The organism is Pseudoalteromonas luteoviolacea, from assembly GCF_021654285.1.
In the GTDB taxonomy this organism is placed as follows: domain Bacteria; phylum Pseudomonadota; class Gammaproteobacteria; order Enterobacterales; family Alteromonadaceae; genus Pseudoalteromonas; species Pseudoalteromonas luteoviolacea_J.
The window spans coordinates 56333-74451 of record NZ_JAKFZS010000014.1; the positions used below are offsets into that span (position 1 = coordinate 56333).

17 protein-coding genes are annotated in these 18119 nt (G+C 40.6%); 4 read left to right on the forward strand and 13 right to left on the reverse strand.

The genetic code is table 11. From position 1 onward, the window contains the following. The first annotated feature begins 90 nt into the window (after window positions 1-90). The 3 genes from L1077_RS14520 to L1077_RS14530 all read left to right on the forward strand — a co-directional run bounded on the left by L1077_RS14520 (window position 91) and on the right by L1077_RS14530 (window position 2390). A complete protein-coding gene (locus tag L1077_RS14520; RefSeq protein WP_237137491.1) occupies window positions 91-645 on the forward strand; it encodes a DUF4136 domain-containing protein in 555 nt (184 codons plus the stop codon). A 120-nt stretch (window positions 646-765) separates the two neighbouring features. Beyond that, a complete protein-coding gene (locus L1077_RS14525; protein WP_237137607.1) occupies window positions 766-1983 on the forward strand; it encodes an aminotransferase class V-fold PLP-dependent enzyme in 1218 nt (405 codons plus the stop codon). Beyond that, window positions 1983-2390: a SufE family protein gene (locus L1077_RS14530; protein ID WP_237137492.1), complete on the forward strand. Its 408-nt coding sequence runs from the start codon at window positions 1983-1985 to the stop codon at window positions 2388-2390. The genes L1077_RS14525 and L1077_RS14530 overlap by 1 nt, the downstream gene beginning before the upstream one ends. 6 nt (window positions 2391-2396) lie before the next feature. On the opposite strand, the gene tcdA is transcribed toward L1077_RS14530, so the two are convergent. The 7 genes from tcdA to L1077_RS14565 form a co-directional block, all read right to left on the reverse strand. Beyond that, window positions 2397-3194 (reverse strand): tRNA cyclic N6-threonylcarbamoyladenosine(37) synthase TcdA, encoded by a 798-nt coding sequence (gene tcdA / locus L1077_RS14535; protein WP_237137493.1) that lies wholly within the window; start codon window positions 3192-3194, stop codon window positions 2397-2399. Window position 3195: 1 nt separating this feature from the next. Next, the gene (locus L1077_RS14540; protein WP_237137494.1) at window positions 3196-3861 is read right to left on the reverse strand and encodes a TIGR01621 family pseudouridine synthase; all 666 of its coding nucleotides are present in this window, start codon (window positions 3859-3861) and stop codon (window positions 3196-3198) included. Next, window positions 3854-4609: a 3-deoxy-manno-octulosonate cytidylyltransferase gene (gene kdsB, locus L1077_RS14545; protein ID WP_237137495.1), complete on the reverse strand. Its 756-nt coding sequence runs from the start codon at window positions 4607-4609 to the stop codon at window positions 3854-3856. The genes L1077_RS14540 and kdsB overlap by 8 nt, the downstream gene beginning before the upstream one ends. Next, entirely contained in the window at window positions 4597-4794 is a 198-nt protein-coding gene (locus tag L1077_RS14550) for a Trm112 family protein (protein ID WP_046355029.1), read from the reverse strand. Before L1077_RS14550 ends, kdsB begins: the two co-directional genes overlap by 13 nt. Further along, the gene (gene lpxK, locus L1077_RS14555; protein WP_237137496.1) at window positions 4784-5767 is read right to left on the reverse strand and encodes a tetraacyldisaccharide 4'-kinase; all 984 of its coding nucleotides are present in this window, start codon (window positions 5765-5767) and stop codon (window positions 4784-4786) included. Before lpxK ends, L1077_RS14550 begins: the two co-directional genes overlap by 11 nt. 2 nt (window positions 5768-5769) lie before the next feature. Beyond that, window positions 5770-7506: a lipid A export permease/ATP-binding protein MsbA gene (gene msbA / locus L1077_RS14560; protein ID WP_237137497.1), complete on the reverse strand. Its 1737-nt coding sequence runs from the start codon at window positions 7504-7506 to the stop codon at window positions 5770-5772. A gap of 63 nt (window positions 7507-7569) precedes the next feature. Beyond that, the gene (locus L1077_RS14565; RefSeq protein ID WP_343222192.1) at window positions 7570-9813 is read right to left on the reverse strand and encodes a DNA internalization-related competence protein ComEC/Rec2; all 2244 of its coding nucleotides are present in this window, start codon (window positions 9811-9813) and stop codon (window positions 7570-7572) included. On the opposite strand from L1077_RS14565, the gene L1077_RS14570 reads away from it, so the two are divergent. Continuing rightward, window positions 9814-10320: a DUF2062 domain-containing protein gene (locus tag L1077_RS14570; RefSeq protein ID WP_039609880.1), complete on the forward strand. Its 507-nt coding sequence runs from the start codon at window positions 9814-9816 to the stop codon at window positions 10318-10320. 47 nt (window positions 10321-10367) lie between these two features. Here the strand turns inward: L1077_RS14570 and L1077_RS14575 are convergent, their stop codons facing one another. From L1077_RS14575 to pyrD, 6 genes are all read right to left on the reverse strand, one after another. Beyond that, the gene (locus L1077_RS14575; protein WP_237137499.1) at window positions 10368-12095 is read right to left on the reverse strand and encodes a DUF3466 family protein; all 1728 of its coding nucleotides are present in this window, start codon (window positions 12093-12095) and stop codon (window positions 10368-10370) included. Window positions 12096-12103: 8 nt separating this feature from the next. Next, window positions 12104-14020: an ATP-binding cassette ATPase Uup gene (gene uup, locus L1077_RS14580; protein ID WP_237137500.1), complete on the reverse strand. Its 1917-nt coding sequence runs from the start codon at window positions 14018-14020 to the stop codon at window positions 12104-12106. Further along, the gene (locus tag L1077_RS14585; RefSeq protein ID WP_237137501.1) at window positions 14007-14252 is read right to left on the reverse strand and encodes a glutaredoxin family protein; all 246 of its coding nucleotides are present in this window, start codon (window positions 14250-14252) and stop codon (window positions 14007-14009) included. Before L1077_RS14585 ends, uup begins: the two co-directional genes overlap by 14 nt. After that, window positions 14245-16356, reverse strand: a complete 2112-nt coding sequence (gene rlmKL, locus L1077_RS14590) for a bifunctional 23S rRNA (guanine(2069)-N(7))-methyltransferase RlmK/23S rRNA (guanine(2445)-N(2))-methyltransferase RlmL (RefSeq protein WP_237137502.1) — start codon at window positions 16354-16356, stop codon at window positions 14245-14247. The genes L1077_RS14585 and rlmKL overlap by 8 nt, the downstream gene beginning before the upstream one ends. A gap of 64 nt (window positions 16357-16420) precedes the next feature. Next, the gene (locus L1077_RS14595) at window positions 16421-16951 is read right to left on the reverse strand and encodes a cell division protein ZapC domain-containing protein (RefSeq protein WP_237137608.1); all 531 of its coding nucleotides are present in this window, start codon (window positions 16949-16951) and stop codon (window positions 16421-16423) included. A gap of 122 nt (window positions 16952-17073) precedes the next feature. Beyond that, window positions 17074-18084: a quinone-dependent dihydroorotate dehydrogenase gene (pyrD, locus tag L1077_RS14600; RefSeq protein ID WP_237137503.1), complete on the reverse strand. Its 1011-nt coding sequence runs from the start codon at window positions 18082-18084 to the stop codon at window positions 17074-17076. Window positions 18085-18119 lie beyond the last annotated feature (35 nt).

Here is an 18119-nt window from a genome sequence, read left to right on the forward strand (position 1 = left end):
TCTTAATAACTGGATCTTAGAGCATTTTTGCTTATCCATTAGGGTCCAGTTAGTATTACAAGGCCAAAAGCCTTAATTAAGGAGTAAAAAATGACTCGTAACCTGCTTGTAGCGCTAAGTTTAATTGTTTTAAGTGCTTGTTCTAACACACCGGATTGGGACTACGATAAATCTGTTGAGTTTGCCAATTACAAAACCTTTTCCTGGTCTCCTGACACTGCCAATTTTGATAAAGGTGCTGACAATTATCAGATCAGTGAGCTGATGGAAAAGCGTGTACGCAACGCAATTATTACTGAGATGGCACAGCATGGTATCACTCTTGTTGAAGGCACTAAAGCGGATGTAATGGTAAACTTCCACGCGGCAGTAGATACAAAGCTTGACGTAGACACTTTTAATACCAGCTATTCTGCACGCTGGAACTATTGGGGTGTTGGCTGGCATACACAAACGCAAGCGCGCGAATATGAAGTCGGTACTTTAGTCATTGATATTATCGACAGTGCGTCAAATCAACTGGTTTGGCGCGGCGCAAAAGAAGGTCGCTTACGCAAAAAGCAATCGCCTGAAAAACGCACCGAGTCGGTTAATAATACCGTCAAAGATATTCTCGCCAACTTCCCTCCAAAGGTTGAGCACTAAAGGCACAATTAAGGCAGCAACAAGCTGCCTTTTTAGATTTACCCTACTGATTTCATTGTTCAGACTTGCAAGGGAATTTCAATTAGGTAAAATTCGGCGGTTTCCGGTTCTTAATGAGCAATTATCTTGATTGAGCAACTTCGTAAAGACTTTCCTTTATTACACCAACTGGTGGATGAGCAGCCACTTTGTTATTTTGATTCTGCTGCCACAACACAAAAGCCACAAAGTGTAATTGATGCAGTAAGCCATTTTTATCAGATCGAGAATGCCAATGTACACCGCGGTGCACACACGCTTAGCGCTGATGCAACCACAAAATATGAAGCTGTTCGCGACAAACTTGCTCAATACTTAAATGTTCATAGAAACGAAGTAGTTTGGACTAAAGGCGCAACTGACTCTCTTAATTTAATCGCCCATGGTCTATCAGAAAAGTTAACTCAAGATGATGTGATTGTACTCTCTCCTTTTGAGCACCACGCCAATATTGTGCCTTGGCAGCAAGCAGCTGCCAGAACAGGTGCTAAAATCGTTGTTTTACCCGCGTCAAAAGAAGGTGTATTGGACCACAATGCCTCTATTGAACTCATACACGACCTTAAACCAACGATTTTAAGTATTTGCCATGCCTCAAATGCGCTAGGCAATATTCATGACGTCAAATCATTGATTGAGGCCTCAAAAGCCTATTCAACAATCACTGTCGTTGATGGTGCCCAATCATTTATGCATTTAAAACCAGACTTAACACAACTTGATTGTGATTTTTTTGTGTTTTCGGCTCATAAAACGCTTGGGCCAACGGGCCTTGGTGGACTCTTCGGTCGTTTTGAACTGCTCAATAGCCTGCCTGTTTACCAGACCGGGGGCGAAATGATCGACACTGTTAGCTTCTCAGGCACAACGTTTAGACAAGCACCTGAAAAATTTGAACCTGGTACACCTAATATCAGTGGTGTCCTCGGCTTTGGAGCGGCACTTGATTATCTCAATAATATTGAAAGAGATGCGTTGATTGAGCACGAGCATGCTTTGTATCAATATCTAATATCAAATCTAAAAAATATCGCAGGCGTTAAAATTTGGGGCGACACAACACATAATATTGGTGTTGTCAGTTTTACGTATAAAAACGAGCATCACTTTGACATCGCTACCCTATTAAACACATACGGCGTCGCAGTAAGAAGTGGCCACCACTGCACACAGCCTTTAATGGCACATTTAAATATTCCCGGCACAATTCGCGTAAGTCTTGCGTTTTATAATAATCAGCAAGACATCGACACTTTTATCAGTGCACTTATAGAAACCATTGAGATGTTGGAAGAATAATGGATATCAATCAAATCCAAGAAAAGCTAAACAGTTTATCTGGCTGGCAAGCAAAATACCGTGAGATCATGTTGCTTGGTAAACAACTGCCAAGCTTGCCAGAACCGCTGAAGACCACTGAAGCGCTTGTAAAAGGCTGCGAAAGCAATGTATGGTTGCACATTGACCTAGACGAGTCTCAGCAACGCCTCGTGCTTATTGCTGACTCAGATACGCGTATCGTAAAAGGGTTATTGGCGATTATTCTGGCCTGCTACAACCATACATTACCAAATGAAGCAAAAGACATAGACGCTTATCTGCTATTTGAAGACATGGGCCTAATTAAACATTTAAGCCCATCTAGAGGCAATGGTGTCAAAGCGATTGTTGAACGTATTCAACAACAGGTAAATATGCTCCAGTAATTGGAGCTACTTACTTGTTCGAGCTTTTTTATCTAAATATTTTCGAATAGATTTTGCTGCGGCAAAAAAGCCAAAACTGCCAGTCACCATGGTTGCTGAGCCAAAGCCTGTTGCGCAATCCATATTTTTACTGCCATCAGCTTGTTGTTTCGCTTTACACACTTCGCCATCCCCTGTTGGGTAAACCAGTTGCTCTGTAGAATACACGCAATCTACGGCAAATTTACGCTTGGGGTTAGTGGTAAAGTTATATTGCTTGCGCAGTAAATATCGTACTTTTGCAAGTAGCGGATCATGGGTTGTTTTAGCAACATCTCCAAAACTAATCTGACTTGGGTCCGTTTGACCACCTGCTCCGCCAGTTGTGATGACAGGGATTTTGTTACGCTTACAATGCGCTATCAGTGCCGCTTTCTCTTTTACAGCATCAATACAATCAATCACATAATCAAAGCCTTGAATGTACTCTTTGATATTCTCTTGCGTAATAAAATCGTCTATTACCGTGACCTGACAATTTGGATTGATGCTTTCAAGACGAGACTTCATTGCCTCAGCTTTAATTTCACCCACTGTTTGCGTCACTGCGTGTAATTGACGGTTGATATTCGTCACACAAATATCGTCAAGATCGATCAGCGTAATATGTCCGATACCAGTTCTTGCTAATGCTTCAGCAGCCCAACTGCCCACACCACCGATGCCTATTACGCAAAAATGCGCGTCACTTAACCATGCTAATTGTTGGTCACCATATAATCTGCCGATGCCACCAAATCGAAGTGACGTATCTTGATCTGTCATATTACCACTCTAACTGCTCAGGCTGACGCCATGATAAAAATACTTCATGCTCAATTAATTGCATAAATTTACTGCCTTCCTCAGGCTCGATACTAAAAGCCACACGCTCGTCATTCCAATTAAACGAGAGATAGTAAGCGTGTAAATACACTCTATCGGACTGTTTACCACCGTAGCTATCATCACCTAAAATGGGTGCCGACAGGCTTTTCAAGGCAACTCGTAATTGATGAGTCTTGCCACTGTACGGTTTCAGTAAACAAGCCCTTAGACCCGGCTCAATGCTTGTAGAATAAAACCGGGTTATCGCTGGGTTTTCTTGGCTTTTTAAAAGTTTATATGTGCCACGTCGAGACTTAGCCATATCACCTTTTATCCACCCTTGTTTTTTCTTTGGCTTATCTGAAATCAGCGCGAGATAATATTTATCTACCTCGCGACTTGTGAACATCTCTGTCAGTTTAGCAGCCGCTTGACTAGATTTTGCCAACACCAATAAGCCAGATGTGACCTTATCTAATCGGTGCACTGGAAATAAACTGATCTCCAGTTGCTGCTCCAGCAAAGCGACAAACCCAGCTTGCTCTTCGCTATGAAAACTCAAGCCACACGGCTTATAAGCAACAACAAAATCCTCATGCTGCGCAATGACTTTAATATCAGCCATTTAAAAACTCAATCACGCGATTTAAGTCTTCAGGTGTATCAACGCCTGCATGCACCGGTTTGCACGCTTTAGTCACTTTAATTGAGTGACCGTGATAAAGTACTCGAAGCTGCTCTAAAGACTCTTGCACTTCCAGCGGTGATACGCTCAGATCTAGATAGGTTTTTATAAACCCAGCGCGATAAGCATAAATCCCTACATGACGCTTAAAGTGTGTAAGAGGAATACTCTTTTTATCCAACGACATCATGCTGTCACGCTGAAACGGGATCGGTGAGCGAGAAAAATACAGCGCATTATTCTTAATATCGCTGACTACTTTCACAGCATTCGGGTTGAGTACTTCTTCCACATCTTCAATGTCAACGCTCAATGTTGCCATAGGTGCAGAAGAGTTGAACAGTAACTCCGCCACTTGAGAGATATTTTCTGGTTCAAGCAAAGGCTCATCACCCTGTACATTCACCATTAATGTATCGTCATCCAAGTTAAGTAACTCAACAACCTCAGCTAAGCGTTCAGTGCCAGACTGGTGATCTTCACGAGTCATCAATACGTTATCAGTAAAACGCTTTGCTTCATCAAAAACCAGCTGGTGGTCAGTCGCGATATAAACTGCTTTTGCACCTGACTTTTGCGCTTGCTCGAAGACTCTTTGGATCATTGATTTACCGCAGATATCCACAAGTGGCTTGCCTGGCAAGCGTGTTGATGCATACCTTGCAGGTATGACAACTATGAATTCCACTTTTCTACCTCTTCAAGAGATAATTCTCTTGCCTCATTTTCTAGCAAAACAGGAATATCATCTCTTACTGGATAGGCAAGCTTTGCTGCTGTGCTGATAAGCTCTTTGTTATCTTTATCATATGCTAATTTGCCCTTGCATACTGGGCACGCAATAATTTCAAGTAATTTAGTATCAAACGCCATGGGTAATAATCCCCTTTCTATCTAATAAGTTGTGGAGCTTGTTAACAAGCCCTTCTGACGGAACAGCATCTACGCGTAAAAAATACCAGTTGTCTTTCGCATAAGACTGGCATTTCACTGCGTCTTTTTCTGTCATAAATATGTTGCTTTTGTTGTAGATCTCAAAATCTTGTTCAGTAAACATATGATGATCTGCAAAGTGTTTGCTTTGTGTAATTGTCACTCCATTTGCACTAAGCGACTTCTCGAAGCGAGATGGGTTGCCTATTGCACTTACGGCGATACCTTTAGGCTCAAATTGTGTAACCCGTGCCCCCGTTTTCACACTGTAAATACCTGTTGTATTGAGTGAGTAACCGTCCTCTTTGATGGAACCATTAAACACAGTGAGGTCAACTGACTTTAAGCGCTTTGGCGTTTCTCTCAGTGGCCCAGCAGGTAATAATAATCCATTGCCAAAACGACGCTCGTTGTCAACGATGCAAATCTCAATATCTCTATCAAGCTGATAATGTTGCAGCCCATCATCGCTTACAATGATGTCAGGTTCATTATGCGTGATTAGATATTCGATACTCGCTTTGCGGTCGCCACCGATAACCACATCACAGCCTAACCGTTTATAAATTAATAACGGCTCATCTCCCGCCAACTCTGCGGTACTGTCATCACTTACTTTGTATGGTGTGTGTGGCGGCTTGGCACCATATCCACGACTGATCACGGCGACTTTCAAACCAAGTGATTGTAAATAAGGCACAAGCCAAAGTACAAATGGTGTTTTGCCGTTACCGCCAATACCAATGTTACCTACAATCATAACTGGCACAGATGCCTTGTATGATGACTTTATGCCAATACGAAACATCCACCTTCTTACAGAGCTTACTAACCAAAAAAGTCCGCTCAGTGGTAATAAAACAATATTGATAAGGCTGATTGGTTTATACCAACTTTGTTCCACTTTGTTCATTGTTATTCACCATATTGCATCTTACAAAGTGCAGAGTACGCTCCATCGTTGGCTAGCAACTCGTCATGTTTCCCTTGCTCAAGCACTCGACCTTTATCGAGTACATAAATTTGATCGGACTTTTCTATGGTTGATAGGCGGTGTGCAATGACTATCGAGGTCTTATTAACCATCAGCTTATCAAGCTCCTCTTGGATCAATCGCTCAGACTCTGTGTCTAAAGCCGAAGTAGCCTCGTCTAATATTAATACAGGCGCATCTTTCACAATCGCACGTGCTATCGCTATACGCTGCCTTTGACCGCCAGAAAGCATGACACCATTCTCACCGACTTCAGTGTCTAAACCTTCTGGTAAGTCTTTAACAAATTCCCAGACATGCGCTTTTTTAGCAACTTCAATTAGTTCCGCTTCACTGAGCTTTTCATCCAACCCATACATAATGTTATTTGCAATCGTATCATTGAACAAAGTGACATGCTGAGAAACAAGCGCAAATTGGTTTCTGAGGCTAGCTAAAGTGTATTCGCTTAGATCTACACCATCTAATTTAATAGAGCCGCTATCCAATTCATAAAACCTCGGTAGTAAACTAGACAATGTCGACTTGCCAGAGCCACTGCGGCCCACTAACGCAATACTTTTACCCGCTGGGATCTCAATCGAAAGGTCTTCAATGACTGGTTCATCTTTTGTAGGATAGGTGAAAGTAACACCTTGTACGGAAATTGCACCTTTAACACTATCGACAGAGTACGTGCCTGTATCCTTTTCTTTTTCTTCATCAAGTACATCAAAGATACTCTTCGCAGCAGCAATACCTCTTTGAAAATCACTGTTTACGTTTGCAAGCTGCTTCAAAGGACGAAGCATCATAACCATAGCCGTGATCAAAGATGCAACAACACCTGGTGTTAAAGACTCATGTACATCTGGCATTGCGATAATCGCCAAAACGACGGCCATGGCACTGGCTGCAATCAGTTGAATGACTGAAACACTGAGCGCCCTTGTTGCATCCATTTTGACCCGCTGCTGACGATTATGGTTATTCACCTTAGCAAAATGTGTAATTTCTTTTTCCTGACCTCCAAAACCATGGATCTCTTTGTGGCCAGACAGCATTTGTTCTGAGCCTCTTGTCACCGCGCCCATAGCATCCTGAATGCTTTTTGAAATCTTTCTGAAACGTTTAGAAACTATACTCACTACAATGGCAACAAATGGCACAATAACTAAAAATAAAAGAGATAACTTCCAGCTAATTGCGAACATGCCCCATAATAAAAAGACAACAAACGCCCCTTCGCGGATAGCAACTTGAAGTGCACGTGTAACCGCCTGTTGAACCTGCTCTGTATCGAATGTGATTTTTGAAACCAGTTCACCATTAGAGTGTTTATCATGAAAAGAAACTGGCATAAACAACATATGCTCATACAGTTGTTGTCTTAGCTTTCTGACGACTTGAGAGCCTACATAGCTTAAACAATATGAAGACATATAATTAAAGATACCGCGCCCTAAGACCAATAAAATGACCACAATAGGAGCCATGGCGAGTACTTCTTGATTACCTTGCGTGAGACCATCATCCATAAATGGTTTCATTAACTGAATAAACAGCGCATCCATTGCCGCATAACCAAGCATGCCAATTATTGCAAACAAAGACGCTGCTTTAAATTCATAGGTGTAAGTCAAAAGCCTTTTATATATTTGCTTTGCAGACTGTTGCATAGTGTTACTCTAAAACTTCAAAACCCCCTTATTGTATCTGCCATCAAGCAAAAACTGAATGCATTATCTTAAAAACCATAGATTTTTCGCGTTTCTGGCGGTGTAAACTTCAAAGTGCTGTTTAAAAACGCGGATCTGAACTTGACCATCCAATGCCGTGTCGTATGTTTTATATCCAAAATGGTGATAACGCCTTACAACATCTGAATGAGGCAGCTCCCAAGGCGTGTTAAAGCTGCGAGAAAATATGGCTAATTCTGCGTCTACTTGCTCAATAAACTCGGCACTGGAAGATGTACGACTACCATGATGTGGAGCAAGTAAAAATGAAGCGTTTAGATGCTCTTCATATTTGGTAATAATGCGCGATTCAATGTCAGTTTCAATATCACCAGGTAGCAAAAGTGTGAATTCGCCATCGCTTATCATAACAACACATGAACTATTATTATCATTGCCCTGTAGCTGCTCAGGCCATATAGACTGAATAGTCAAACTGCCTAATTCAATCGTTTTTAGCAAACATGGCTGTGCATATTCCTCTCTATGAAAAGTTCGTAATGTTTCTCTATAACCAAGCAAGTTTAAATCTTTTAACCCTCCAGCATGATCGCCATCATCGTGGCTCACAATGGTATGTATAAGCTCAATATTATTCGCTTTGATATAAGGCATCACAACATGTTTGAACATAGAATACGTACCAAAGTAACTGGCGCCCAAATCATACAAAAAACCTTTTCCATTGTGCTCCACCAACACTGCACTGCCGTGTCCAACGTCAAAAATATTGATTTGCCAAATAGGTTTGGGGCTCATCCACCAATGAAGCGAAGTGGCGATTAATGGAATTAATGAATAAAAACGCGTTAACGGATTAGATAACAACACAATAACAAGCATCACTGCGATCAGTTGGCTCACTGTGATTGGCGCAATGTCTAACCAGTGAAAATTTAATTTCAATAGCCATCTGTAGGCATCAAAGAGCCAAATATCAAGCAGTGAAATAGCACTCACATCAAAGACGTGAAAAATTGCAGACTGCAATAAAATTGCCGGAAAGATCACACAAGATAATAATGGGATCACCACAATGTTTACAACCAAGCCACTAATACTCACTCCCTGAAATGCAAAGATTGTCAATGGGCATAAAAATACAAATATAAGTAGCTGTATCTTTGTAATCCAGACCAATTTATCTCGCCATTTCAAGGACTCTCCTTTCGCCCTCTTCTGTTTTGAAATAAACCATAGGATGCAACTCACGGCTACAAATGAAAAATACAATCCCATGTTTAATAATGAAAATGGAGAAACTAAGATAATCACTGTGAGCGCATACAAAATAAGCCTAAAGAAACTAATGCGAGTTCCTAATAAATAACAAACCACACCTATCAGTGCCATTAACCAAGCGCGTTGTGCTGATATTTGCATGCCACTCACAGTAACATATAACCCGGCACTAATGAGCGCACATAAAACCCCAAGGGTATGGGTATTGGCATCTTGTTTTAGGAAGCTTTGCAGTGGTATTAGAAGAACTTTTAAAAGCATAAAACTTAATGAAAAGAAAATCGCTATATGCAGCCCAGAAATGGCGAGTAAATGACTGAGTCCCAACATACGAAAGTGCTCTTTATCTTTTTTGGGGATTTTAGATTTATCACCAGTCATCAATGTGTAATATAGCCAGCTCAACTCATACTTTTGAAAAACACTTGAAATATAGTGCCTATAGTTAGTTTGCCAAGCTCGATCTTTACTATCATGTCGTTCAATCTCTATCTTGCCTTTAAAATAAACATGATTTTGAAACGCAAATAGCTCACTATCAAATGTATATAAGTTTTTTCGTGATCGAAACTGTTTCAACTTTGCTTTACCTGCAATCATGTCGCCTTCTCGCAGCTGCAAAGTATGATTACTCACAGACAAATTTGCGCTAACAGTTTGCCACTTTCGGACTTGAAATTTGTCAATCGATTTAATGTCAACTTTAATATAAGACTGTTTTCCAGACTTAATAACTTGAGACACTGTTGCTACAACTTTAACTTGTTTATCAACAACTAAATCTTGCCAAGATATGTGGTAGAACATGAAGTAATTCAGGCTTGTAACAAAAATACCTAAAATAAAACCTGCCAAAACGTTCGAAAAAAGCTTAAAATAGCTCTTAACAATAACGAGCAAGGCAAAACTGACGGGTAATTGCCATGTATCCATGAAGAATACGGATATAACACACCCGAAAATGATGCCGCAGCAAATCAAAATTGAAGTAGATGGTTGCTCCATATGGCGAAAAAAACGATCCAACGCTTTTTACCCGATCACAACAAGATCAAAGAACAAAAATCGTTACGAATTTTTGGAAGTTTATTGCATGATGCAAACCTGTGGCACCTTAATCGACGCTCAGCTAGAGGCGCATTTTCAGTTGGACTCTTTTTTGCGTTCATCCCTGTCCCTTTTCAAATGGTTTTAGCGGCGGCCCTCGCAATTCCTTTCCGAGTTAACCTGCCTTTATCAATCGCACTGGTTTGGATAACTAACCCATTAACAATGCCACCCATATTTTATTGCTCATATCTTGTCGGTGTTTTTGCATTAGGTCAAGAGATTCAGCCTTTCCAATTCGAACCTACGTGGGAATGGTTAACACAGAGTATTTCCACTATTGGTCCTGCTTTTATTGTTGGCTCACTTATATGTGCATCGATTGCTGCAGTTATCGGATTTTTCGGTATTGATTACCTTTGGAGACGCTCAGTCAATAAAGCTTGGGAAGCTAGAAATCAATAATATTTTCTCATAATAAAAAAGGGCCTTATGGCCCTTTTTTATTATACTTACTTTCTGCGTCTTCTTAACATTAGCAATGGCAAAGCAAAGAAGCTAAGCATGCTAAAAGAACCAGAGCTTCGCTCATAAGTTTCAGCTTCTTCAGCTGGGCATTGGTCTGGTTCACCTGTAATCGGAGTTAATAATACTGGCACAGATATAGACTCATACTCGTCGTTTCCTTGGCTGTCTTTAGTAACATTACCAAGACTGTCTCTACGCTTTGCAGTTTTTGTCGCTAGAGCATAAATACGGTTGTCTTCTGTGATCTTAACTGCATCGCCAACTCGATAATTAAAATCATCACTTGGACATGGTAGCAAATCATTTAAGTTTTGAAGCTCTGAACTTGCAATATTATATAAAAAAGCTTCTCGTCTTGGGCTGTCACCAATAGTGCCCACCTCAGCCTGACCAACAATAAAGCCTGCATCATTTACATCTCTCGGAAACATATTAGAGCTGTTAAAGAAAGACTTCATTTCTGTAAAAGACTTACTATTAATATCATAGTAATACCCTTTTACTTGCTGAAAAGTACTCAGCTCGTCAAAGCGATAGCCAATTACGATATTATTGTTATTGATATCGACACCACGGCTGGCCTCGTAATACTTATCGTGTTCTATGATTTGAGTAAACTTTCCATCCTTATAATAACCCGCTCTTTGCCTACTGATATAGTCACCATCTTTACGAGTTTGCGAGTGACCTACAACATAACCAGACTGATTCGCTGACAAAGCAGTACCTAAATGAACTCTCTCTTCATTCTCTTCACGCTCAATACCTAACCCTAAAAGTTTTGACTCCCCCTCAATCAGGTTGAAGTTTGCATCTAGCTTCCACTGGTAGGCATGACGATTATAGTAGATTGAGCCATTTTGAAGTTCCCAAACACATACATTAACTGGCTTATTCTCGCCGTTACAAATATCATCAAAGCGTTGTTGACCGTCTATTGCAACATCAGTAGAACTTTGCCCAACGACCAAATATGTGCCATCATCCAATTTTTCTACATGGTTCGCTACACTGTAACCACCATATTCACCGACAAAAGCGGGCGGTAACTCAACGATTTCTCCACCTGGGGTTATGAAAACTGCACGAGAAGAAAATGCGCGTTCAAAAAATACAGTTGGTTCAGACTCACCATCTTTTACAAAGTCAGTCCTCTTAGAATAAGGGGCGCTTCCCCAGCCCACCATAGCACCATCAGAAGCAATGCCACTTAAATAGGTAACCACAGAACGAGAAAGTTCATTGTCTGTATACTCTCTTTGAACATCAAAAAGGACTTTTTCATCTGCAGTAGTGGTTGAGAAAGTTAACGATATACCAGAGTTAATCTTTTGAAATTCGCCATTACCAGATCGGTTATTTAAATACGAACGCATAAATTCATGTGCGTCAGCATCTGTCTCTACAGCGTTATTGTTTTGTATATCATCTAATGTGAATTCAATTGGGTCTTCAATTTTCTCACGAAACTCTTTTAAATCATTGTAGGCATTTTTGATACTATCATCATTAAAATCAATGTAGCTGGTATCAATTTTAATGTTAAATAGCCCAGCAGCTCTACCAATGACTTCACCAGATTCGTTGGCGTCATTTAAACTGGTATCCGTCGAGGAATTATGTGATGGCAACTCCGTCAATTGATATGTTGCAGCTAACAGCTGCCCTGAAAAGCACAATCCAATACTGGCTGCTAAAAGTGAATATTTCATTTCAATCCTTACTGCTGATTCTGTAAAGCTTCTAATTCTTCCCAACGTTCATACGCGGCTTCGAGCTTGGACTCCAAATCCGCAAGTTGGTTCAATGCTTGTTGTGTTACATCAGATTCTTGTTTAAAAAATTCAGGCGAGTTCACTAACTCTTGCTGATTTTCTAGCGCGGTTTCAAGTTCCTCTACTTTACCCGGCAAAGCCTCTAATTCAAGTTTTAATTTGTAACTGAGCTTACTAGATTTGTTTTTGCTTGTATCGCGCTTAGCTGGTGAGGTTACAGACTTTTCTTTGTCTAATTTTTCGAGCTCTTTTTGTTGAGCAAGTTTGTTATCACGATACGCCTCAAAATCGCTGTAACCACCAACAATCTCAGTTACAACGCCATCGCCTTCAAAAGCCCAAACACTATTGCAGGTGTTATCAATAAACTCCCTATCATGGCTAACAATTAATATTGTGCCTTGATATTGAGTAATGATTTCCTCTAATAGTTCTAACGTTTCAATATCCAAATCATTGGTTGGCTCATCCAGCACCAATACATTTGATGGCTTTAAAAACAGCTTAGCTAAGAGAAGTCGATTTTTCTCACCACCTGATAACGCCTTAACAGGTGTACGAGCCCGTGCTGGTGGAAATAAGAAATCTTGCAAATAGCCTAATACGTGTCGGCTTCGACCACCAATAGATACCTCTTGCTTACCTTCAGCAACGTTATCTTGAACAGTCATTTCTTCATCAAGTTTTTCTCGATACTGATCAAAATAAGCAACTTCTAAATTAACACCTTGTTTAATTTTTCCGCTGTCTGCTGATAATTTGCCAAAAAGTAGCTTTAATAACGTCGTTTTACCAATGCCATTCGGGCCTACTAAGCCGACTCTATCACCACGCATAACCAATGTAGAAAAATCTTTCACAATTGGCTTATCTTTAAATGCATGATTAACAAAGTTTGCTTCAAATACTAACTTGCCAGAGCGCTCAGCAGATTCAATGTTAAAGTCCGCTTTACCTACTTGCTCAATTCGCTGTTTTCGCTCAACACGTAGCGCTTTTAGCGCACGAACACGACCTTCATTACGTGTTCTACGCGCTTTGATCCCCTGCCTTATCCAAGTCTCTTCTTCAGCGAGTTTTTTATCAAACAACGCATTTTGCGCCTCTTCGACTTTTAAATCATGAGCTTTTTGCTCGAGATACTTAGCATAATTACCAGGGTAAGAAACCAGCTTACCTCTATCTAAATCTAAAATACGTGTCGCTACGGCTCTAATGAATGCACGATCGTGAGAAATAAACACGATGCCACCTTTGAAATCTTTCAAAAATGACTCTAACCATTCCACACTTGCCATGTCCAAGTGGTTAGTCGGTTCATCAAGTAGTAATAAGTCTGGGTCACTGACAAGCGCTTTGGCTAGCGCAACCTTTCTAAGCCAGCCACCAGAAAGCTTTTCAAGGCGCATTTGTGCGGTCAACTGAAGCTGGCTTAGGACCAAATTAATTCGGCTTTCAAAGCGCCACGCATCTGCTGCTTCAATTTCAGCTGATAAGCGCTCAAGCTTATTCAATAAACTGTTAGATTGGTCTGTTTGGAGCGCTTCGCTGACATGGTTATATTCAATTAAAAGACTCGCGACATCCGGTAAGCCCTGAGCCACGTAATCAAAAACACTGCCCTGCGCCCCTTTTGGTGGATCCTGTTCAAGACGTGATACTTTAAGACCTGTAAGACGGTTTATTTCACCATCATCCAATAACACCTGCCCATCAAGTACTTTTAGTAAGGTTGACTTACCAGCACCGTTTCTACCAACAATACAGACCCGCTCACCGGCTTCAATCAAGGCGTCTGCATTGTCTAGTAGCGGATGAGAACCAAAAGCAAGTTGTGCTTTAGCAATTCTAATTAAATCCATCTTCTTGTATTAACTCTTGAATTTGTTGTTGGGTAAATGGCCAGTAGAGCAATTTACCTGTTTTTATATTTTTAATTACTGGAATAGAAGTTTGAAATTGCGACATCAAACTTTCATCATCCAAGATATCTTGAAGGTGAATGTCACCGCTTGAAAGCACAGACACAGCATAACCGTGTGCCTGTTCACATAAATGACATCCATCAGTGTGATATAAAACCACTTTAGCCATGTGTAATAAGCCAGCTATTGTGGATCTGTTTATTGCGTTTAAAGTCTGGAGATAATGTTTCCGTTGAGATATTTTCCGCTTTCAAGCCCAACCCCATCAGTGCAACTTCATCCATTTTAAAACCGCGCTTGTTGTTAGAGAACAGCAGCACGCCATCTGGACTTAAAATGTTCTTAACCCAAGTTAATAATTGGATATGGTCACGTTGAACATCAAACACATTTTTCATTCTCTTTGAGTTTGAAAAAGTAGGCGGATCTAAGAAAATTAAATCGTATTGACCCTTCGCATGTTCTAACCACTTTAAGCAGTCTGCTAGCTCGAACCTAAAACGTGGATTTTTAAGGTTATTAAGTGCAAAGTTTTCTTCGGCCCATTTAAGGTAAGTTTTTGACATATCGACAGTAGTAACCGACTTTGCCCCACCGAGTGCTGCGTGAACCGACGCAGAGCCCGTATAAGCAAACAAGTTTAAAACGCGTTTGTCTTTTGAGTTTTGTTGGATAAATCGACGTGCAAGGCGGTGATCTAAAAACAGACCCGTATCTAAATAGTCATACAAATTAACTTTAAATTTTGCACCGAACTCTTCAATAACTTGATAACGATTTTGCTTCTCATATGAAGTATATTGCTCATCACCACGCTGCTTTTTGCGTACCTTAACCGCTAAGTTGCTCGGCGAAATATCTAGAGTTTCGGCAGTTAAAGAAATCACATCTTGTAAACGTTTATCAGCAACGTCGGCGTTGATTTCTTTTGGTGCTGCATACTCAAAGATCACTGCGTTGTCGCCATATACATCTACGGCGACGTTATATTCAGGGATATCAGCATCATACAAACGATAAGCTTCAACAGACTCTTTTTTCAACCAACTTTTTAGGCCCTGCTTATTCTTTTTAAGTCTGTTAGCAAATGCACGAGACTGCTCAAAATGCAGTTCTGAAGCTTGTTGGTTCTGAGCAACTTGCTTTTCATTCAGCTCATACATATACAAGGTGACATCAATTGGACCATTCTTAAACTTATAGCGCTTTTTAGACGCGAGCTTAAGTAATCTAAATAACTCATCATCAGTACCAAGCAGTGCAGCGTTCCAATCGCGATAATGCTTTTTGAAGCTCACACCCATATTACGATATAGGTTAATCAATTCAGCCATTGAACCCAAACGCTCACCATACGGTAAGTTACTTAGAATGGTACCAGGGCGTTTTGCAACAGACTGCAACTTGCCCGCATCCGCTTCTTTAAATTGGATGAGTTCGCCAACACCTGCACGGTTTGCATTTGACTTAGCTGTGTCTAACACTCTGCCATCAATATCATGACCAATTAGCCACAATTTTGAATCGACTTTTTCCGCTTTAAGTTCTTTTTGGATTTCTTTGAATTTGGCTTCTCTAAAGCTAGGAAGACGCTTAAAAGCAAATGCCTTATGCAGGTTTGTAGGCAAGTTTAAAGCCATGCTCGCGGCTTCAATTAACAATGTACCAGAGCCACAACAAGGGTCAAACAAAGGCTTTGAAGTATCATTCAACCAGCCACTTCGAGTAACAAGCGCTGCTGCTAAGTGTTCACGAATTGGGGCTTTACCCTGTTTGGTTCTATAGCCTCGGTCAGACAATCTTGGACCTGAATAATCAAGATATAGTGCAATTTTTTGCTTATTGAGCTTAGCAATAATTCGAACGTTAGCGTCTTGTTTATCAACAGATGGGCGTTGCTCATAAAGATCTTGGAAATAATCAACAACTGCATCTTTAATGACCAAGCCGGAGAACTGTGTGTTTTTTAATTCTTTATTCGTGCCATTAAACTCAACAGCAAACGTCTGTGACGGGCCAAACCACTCTTGCCAACCTTGAAAACGAGCAAACTTATACAGGTCATCTTTATTTTTAATATCTTCGTGCTCATCAATTAATAACATAACGCGTGTTGAGTATCGCGTCATCATACAAAATTTCTGAGCGGTAAGATTGTCTGCTTCAAAGCGAACCGAACCAATGCTTTGCTTAGTAACTTTAATTTCGAAAGATTGAAGTTCTTCGACTAGTAGATTTTCGATGCCAATCGATGTAAGCGCAATAAACTGCAATGTGATAACCCTGTAATTTCAATTGACGCGAGTATAACACAGCTATGTACAGACTGGGATTGGATTAAGCCCTTCTACTGACTTTATTATTCGCCAATACAGGGTGAATGCGATCGTTTAAAACCTTGATGGCCTGAAACTGCTCTAAACTGATATTTTCATCTAACTGAAAGTTCGCAGTTAGATTGATACACAAGCTTGCATCGCGTTCATGGTCAACTATCAAACACTCGCCTGTCATGACTTTAGATTTAAGACTAATAACCGCATTACACAAAACTTCATTACCAATATAAGCTTGGAAAAACCAACTCTTGGCTTGAACTGGTAACAAATGGAATTTAGCAGCGGTAGCATTAAGTGCAATCTGACAGCATTGCGCTTCTGACCAAACAGAATAAGTGCACAAGTAATCAAACACACTTTGATAAAATGCAGCTTCTTCTACGCTGAATGTGGGGCTGGAATCAGAATCGGCAGTAAGCTGGCGCAGACGATACGGCGTGCAGAGTTGAAGCTCGTCGCCTAAATCAACAAGCAAACGGTTTTGTGCGCGACATTGGAGCCAACGCCACTCTTTTGATGCTTGCAAAATCGCCCTCCGCGTTACTATTAAATTAATTCATCCAGTAACGCGAAGTATATCGCGATTTTTGCAAGTGTAAAAATATTTATAATAACAATTTGTTTAGGATCATTTTGTAATATGACTGATCCTTATAAAGAATTTACGATCCTTTTGATCAATTGTGGTCCTTCGTAAATAAAACCGGTATACAATTGAACGAGATCTGCGCCTGCGTTGAGCTTTTCTTGCGCAGCTTCAGCGCTGTCAATCCCACCCACACCAATGATAGGCAACTTGCCTTCTGTAAGGCGTTTTAGTTCTTGAACAACATGCGTTGACTTTTCACGCACAGGGCGTCCTGATAAACCGCCAGCTTCATTTGCAAATTCTAAGCCTTGCACTGCGTCTCTTGCTAACGTTGTATTCGTCGCAATAACACCATCAATACGATTATTTACAAGTGATTCAGCTATTTGCGTTAATTGCACCGCATCAACATCTGGCGCAATTTTAACAAGCATTGGGACTGACTTTTTGTGCTTTTCAATCAAGTCTACCTGCTCATTTTTAAGACTTTGTAATAAGCCATCTAGCGCTTCACCATACTGTAGATCACGAAGACCTGGGGTATTCGGAGAAGAGATGTTTACTGTGATGTACGATGCATGCTCAAAAACTTTGCGCATACAATGGATATAATCATCTTTGCCCTGCTCGTTTGGTGTATCTTTGTTTTTACCAATGTTGATCCCAAGGATCCCGGTATAATTTGAAGCTTTTACGTTAGCAACTAAATTATCTACGCCTTTATTGTTAAAGCCCATTCTGTTAATCACAGCATGTGCTTCTGGAAGACGGAATATACGTGGCTTATCATTACCAGCTTGAGGCCTAGGTGTAACAGTACCTACTTCAATAAACCCAAAACCCATTTGGCCAAATGCATCAATACATTCAGCATTTTTGTCTAAACCAGCGGCCAATCCCACTGGGTTATCAAATTCTAAGCCTAAAAAGTTAACTGGCTTTTTAGGAAGAGACTGTGACCAAGCAAGACTTAATGGGGTATTTTTGAAACGGCGCAAGTTGCCTAAAGCAAAATCGTGGGCCCATTCCGCATCTTTATTAAACATATAACGACGTGCTAAATCGTAAAACATCGAGACTCCTTAAGTTCCTGGTAACAGTTTGAGGC

Coding starts and splice junctions, on each gene's coding strand:
- L1077_RS14520 (WP_237137491.1), top strand. CDS start 91: ATGACTCGTAACCTGCTTGTAGCGCTAAGTTTAATTGTTTTAAGTGCT.
- L1077_RS14530 (WP_237137492.1), top strand. CDS start 1,983: ATGGATATCAATCAAATCCAAGAAAAGCTAAACAGTTTATCTGGCTGG.
- tcdA (WP_237137493.1), bottom strand. CDS start 3,194: ATGACAGATCAAGATACGTCACTTCGATTTGGTGGCATCGGCAGATTA.
- L1077_RS14540 (WP_237137494.1), bottom strand. CDS start 3,861: ATGGCTGATATTAAAGTCATTGCGCAGCATGAGGATTTTGTTGTTGCT.
- L1077_RS14550 (WP_046355029.1), bottom strand. CDS start 4,794: ATGGCGTTTGATACTAAATTACTTGAAATTATTGCGTGCCCAGTATGC.
- lpxK (WP_237137496.1), bottom strand. CDS start 5,767: ATGAACAAAGTGGAACAAAGTTGGTATAAACCAATCAGCCTTATCAAT.
- msbA (WP_237137497.1), bottom strand. CDS start 7,506: ATGCAACAGTCTGCAAAGCAAATATATAAAAGGCTTTTGACTTACACC.
- L1077_RS14565 (WP_343222192.1), bottom strand. CDS start 9,813: ATGGAGCAACCATCTACTTCAATTTTGATTTGCTGCGGCATCATTTTC.
- L1077_RS14570 (WP_039609880.1), top strand. CDS start 9,814: ATGGCGAAAAAAACGATCCAACGCTTTTTACCCGATCACAACAAGATC.
- L1077_RS14575 (WP_237137499.1), bottom strand. CDS start 12,095: ATGAAATATTCACTTTTAGCAGCCAGTATTGGATTGTGCTTTTCAGGG.
- uup (WP_237137500.1), bottom strand. CDS start 14,020: ATGGATTTAATTAGAATTGCTAAAGCACAACTTGCTTTTGGTTCTCAT.
- L1077_RS14585 (WP_237137501.1), bottom strand. CDS start 14,252: ATGGCTAAAGTGGTTTTATATCACACTGATGGATGTCATTTATGTGAA.
- pyrD (WP_237137503.1), bottom strand. CDS start 18,084: ATGTTTTACGATTTAGCACGTCGTTATATGTTTAATAAAGATGCGGAA.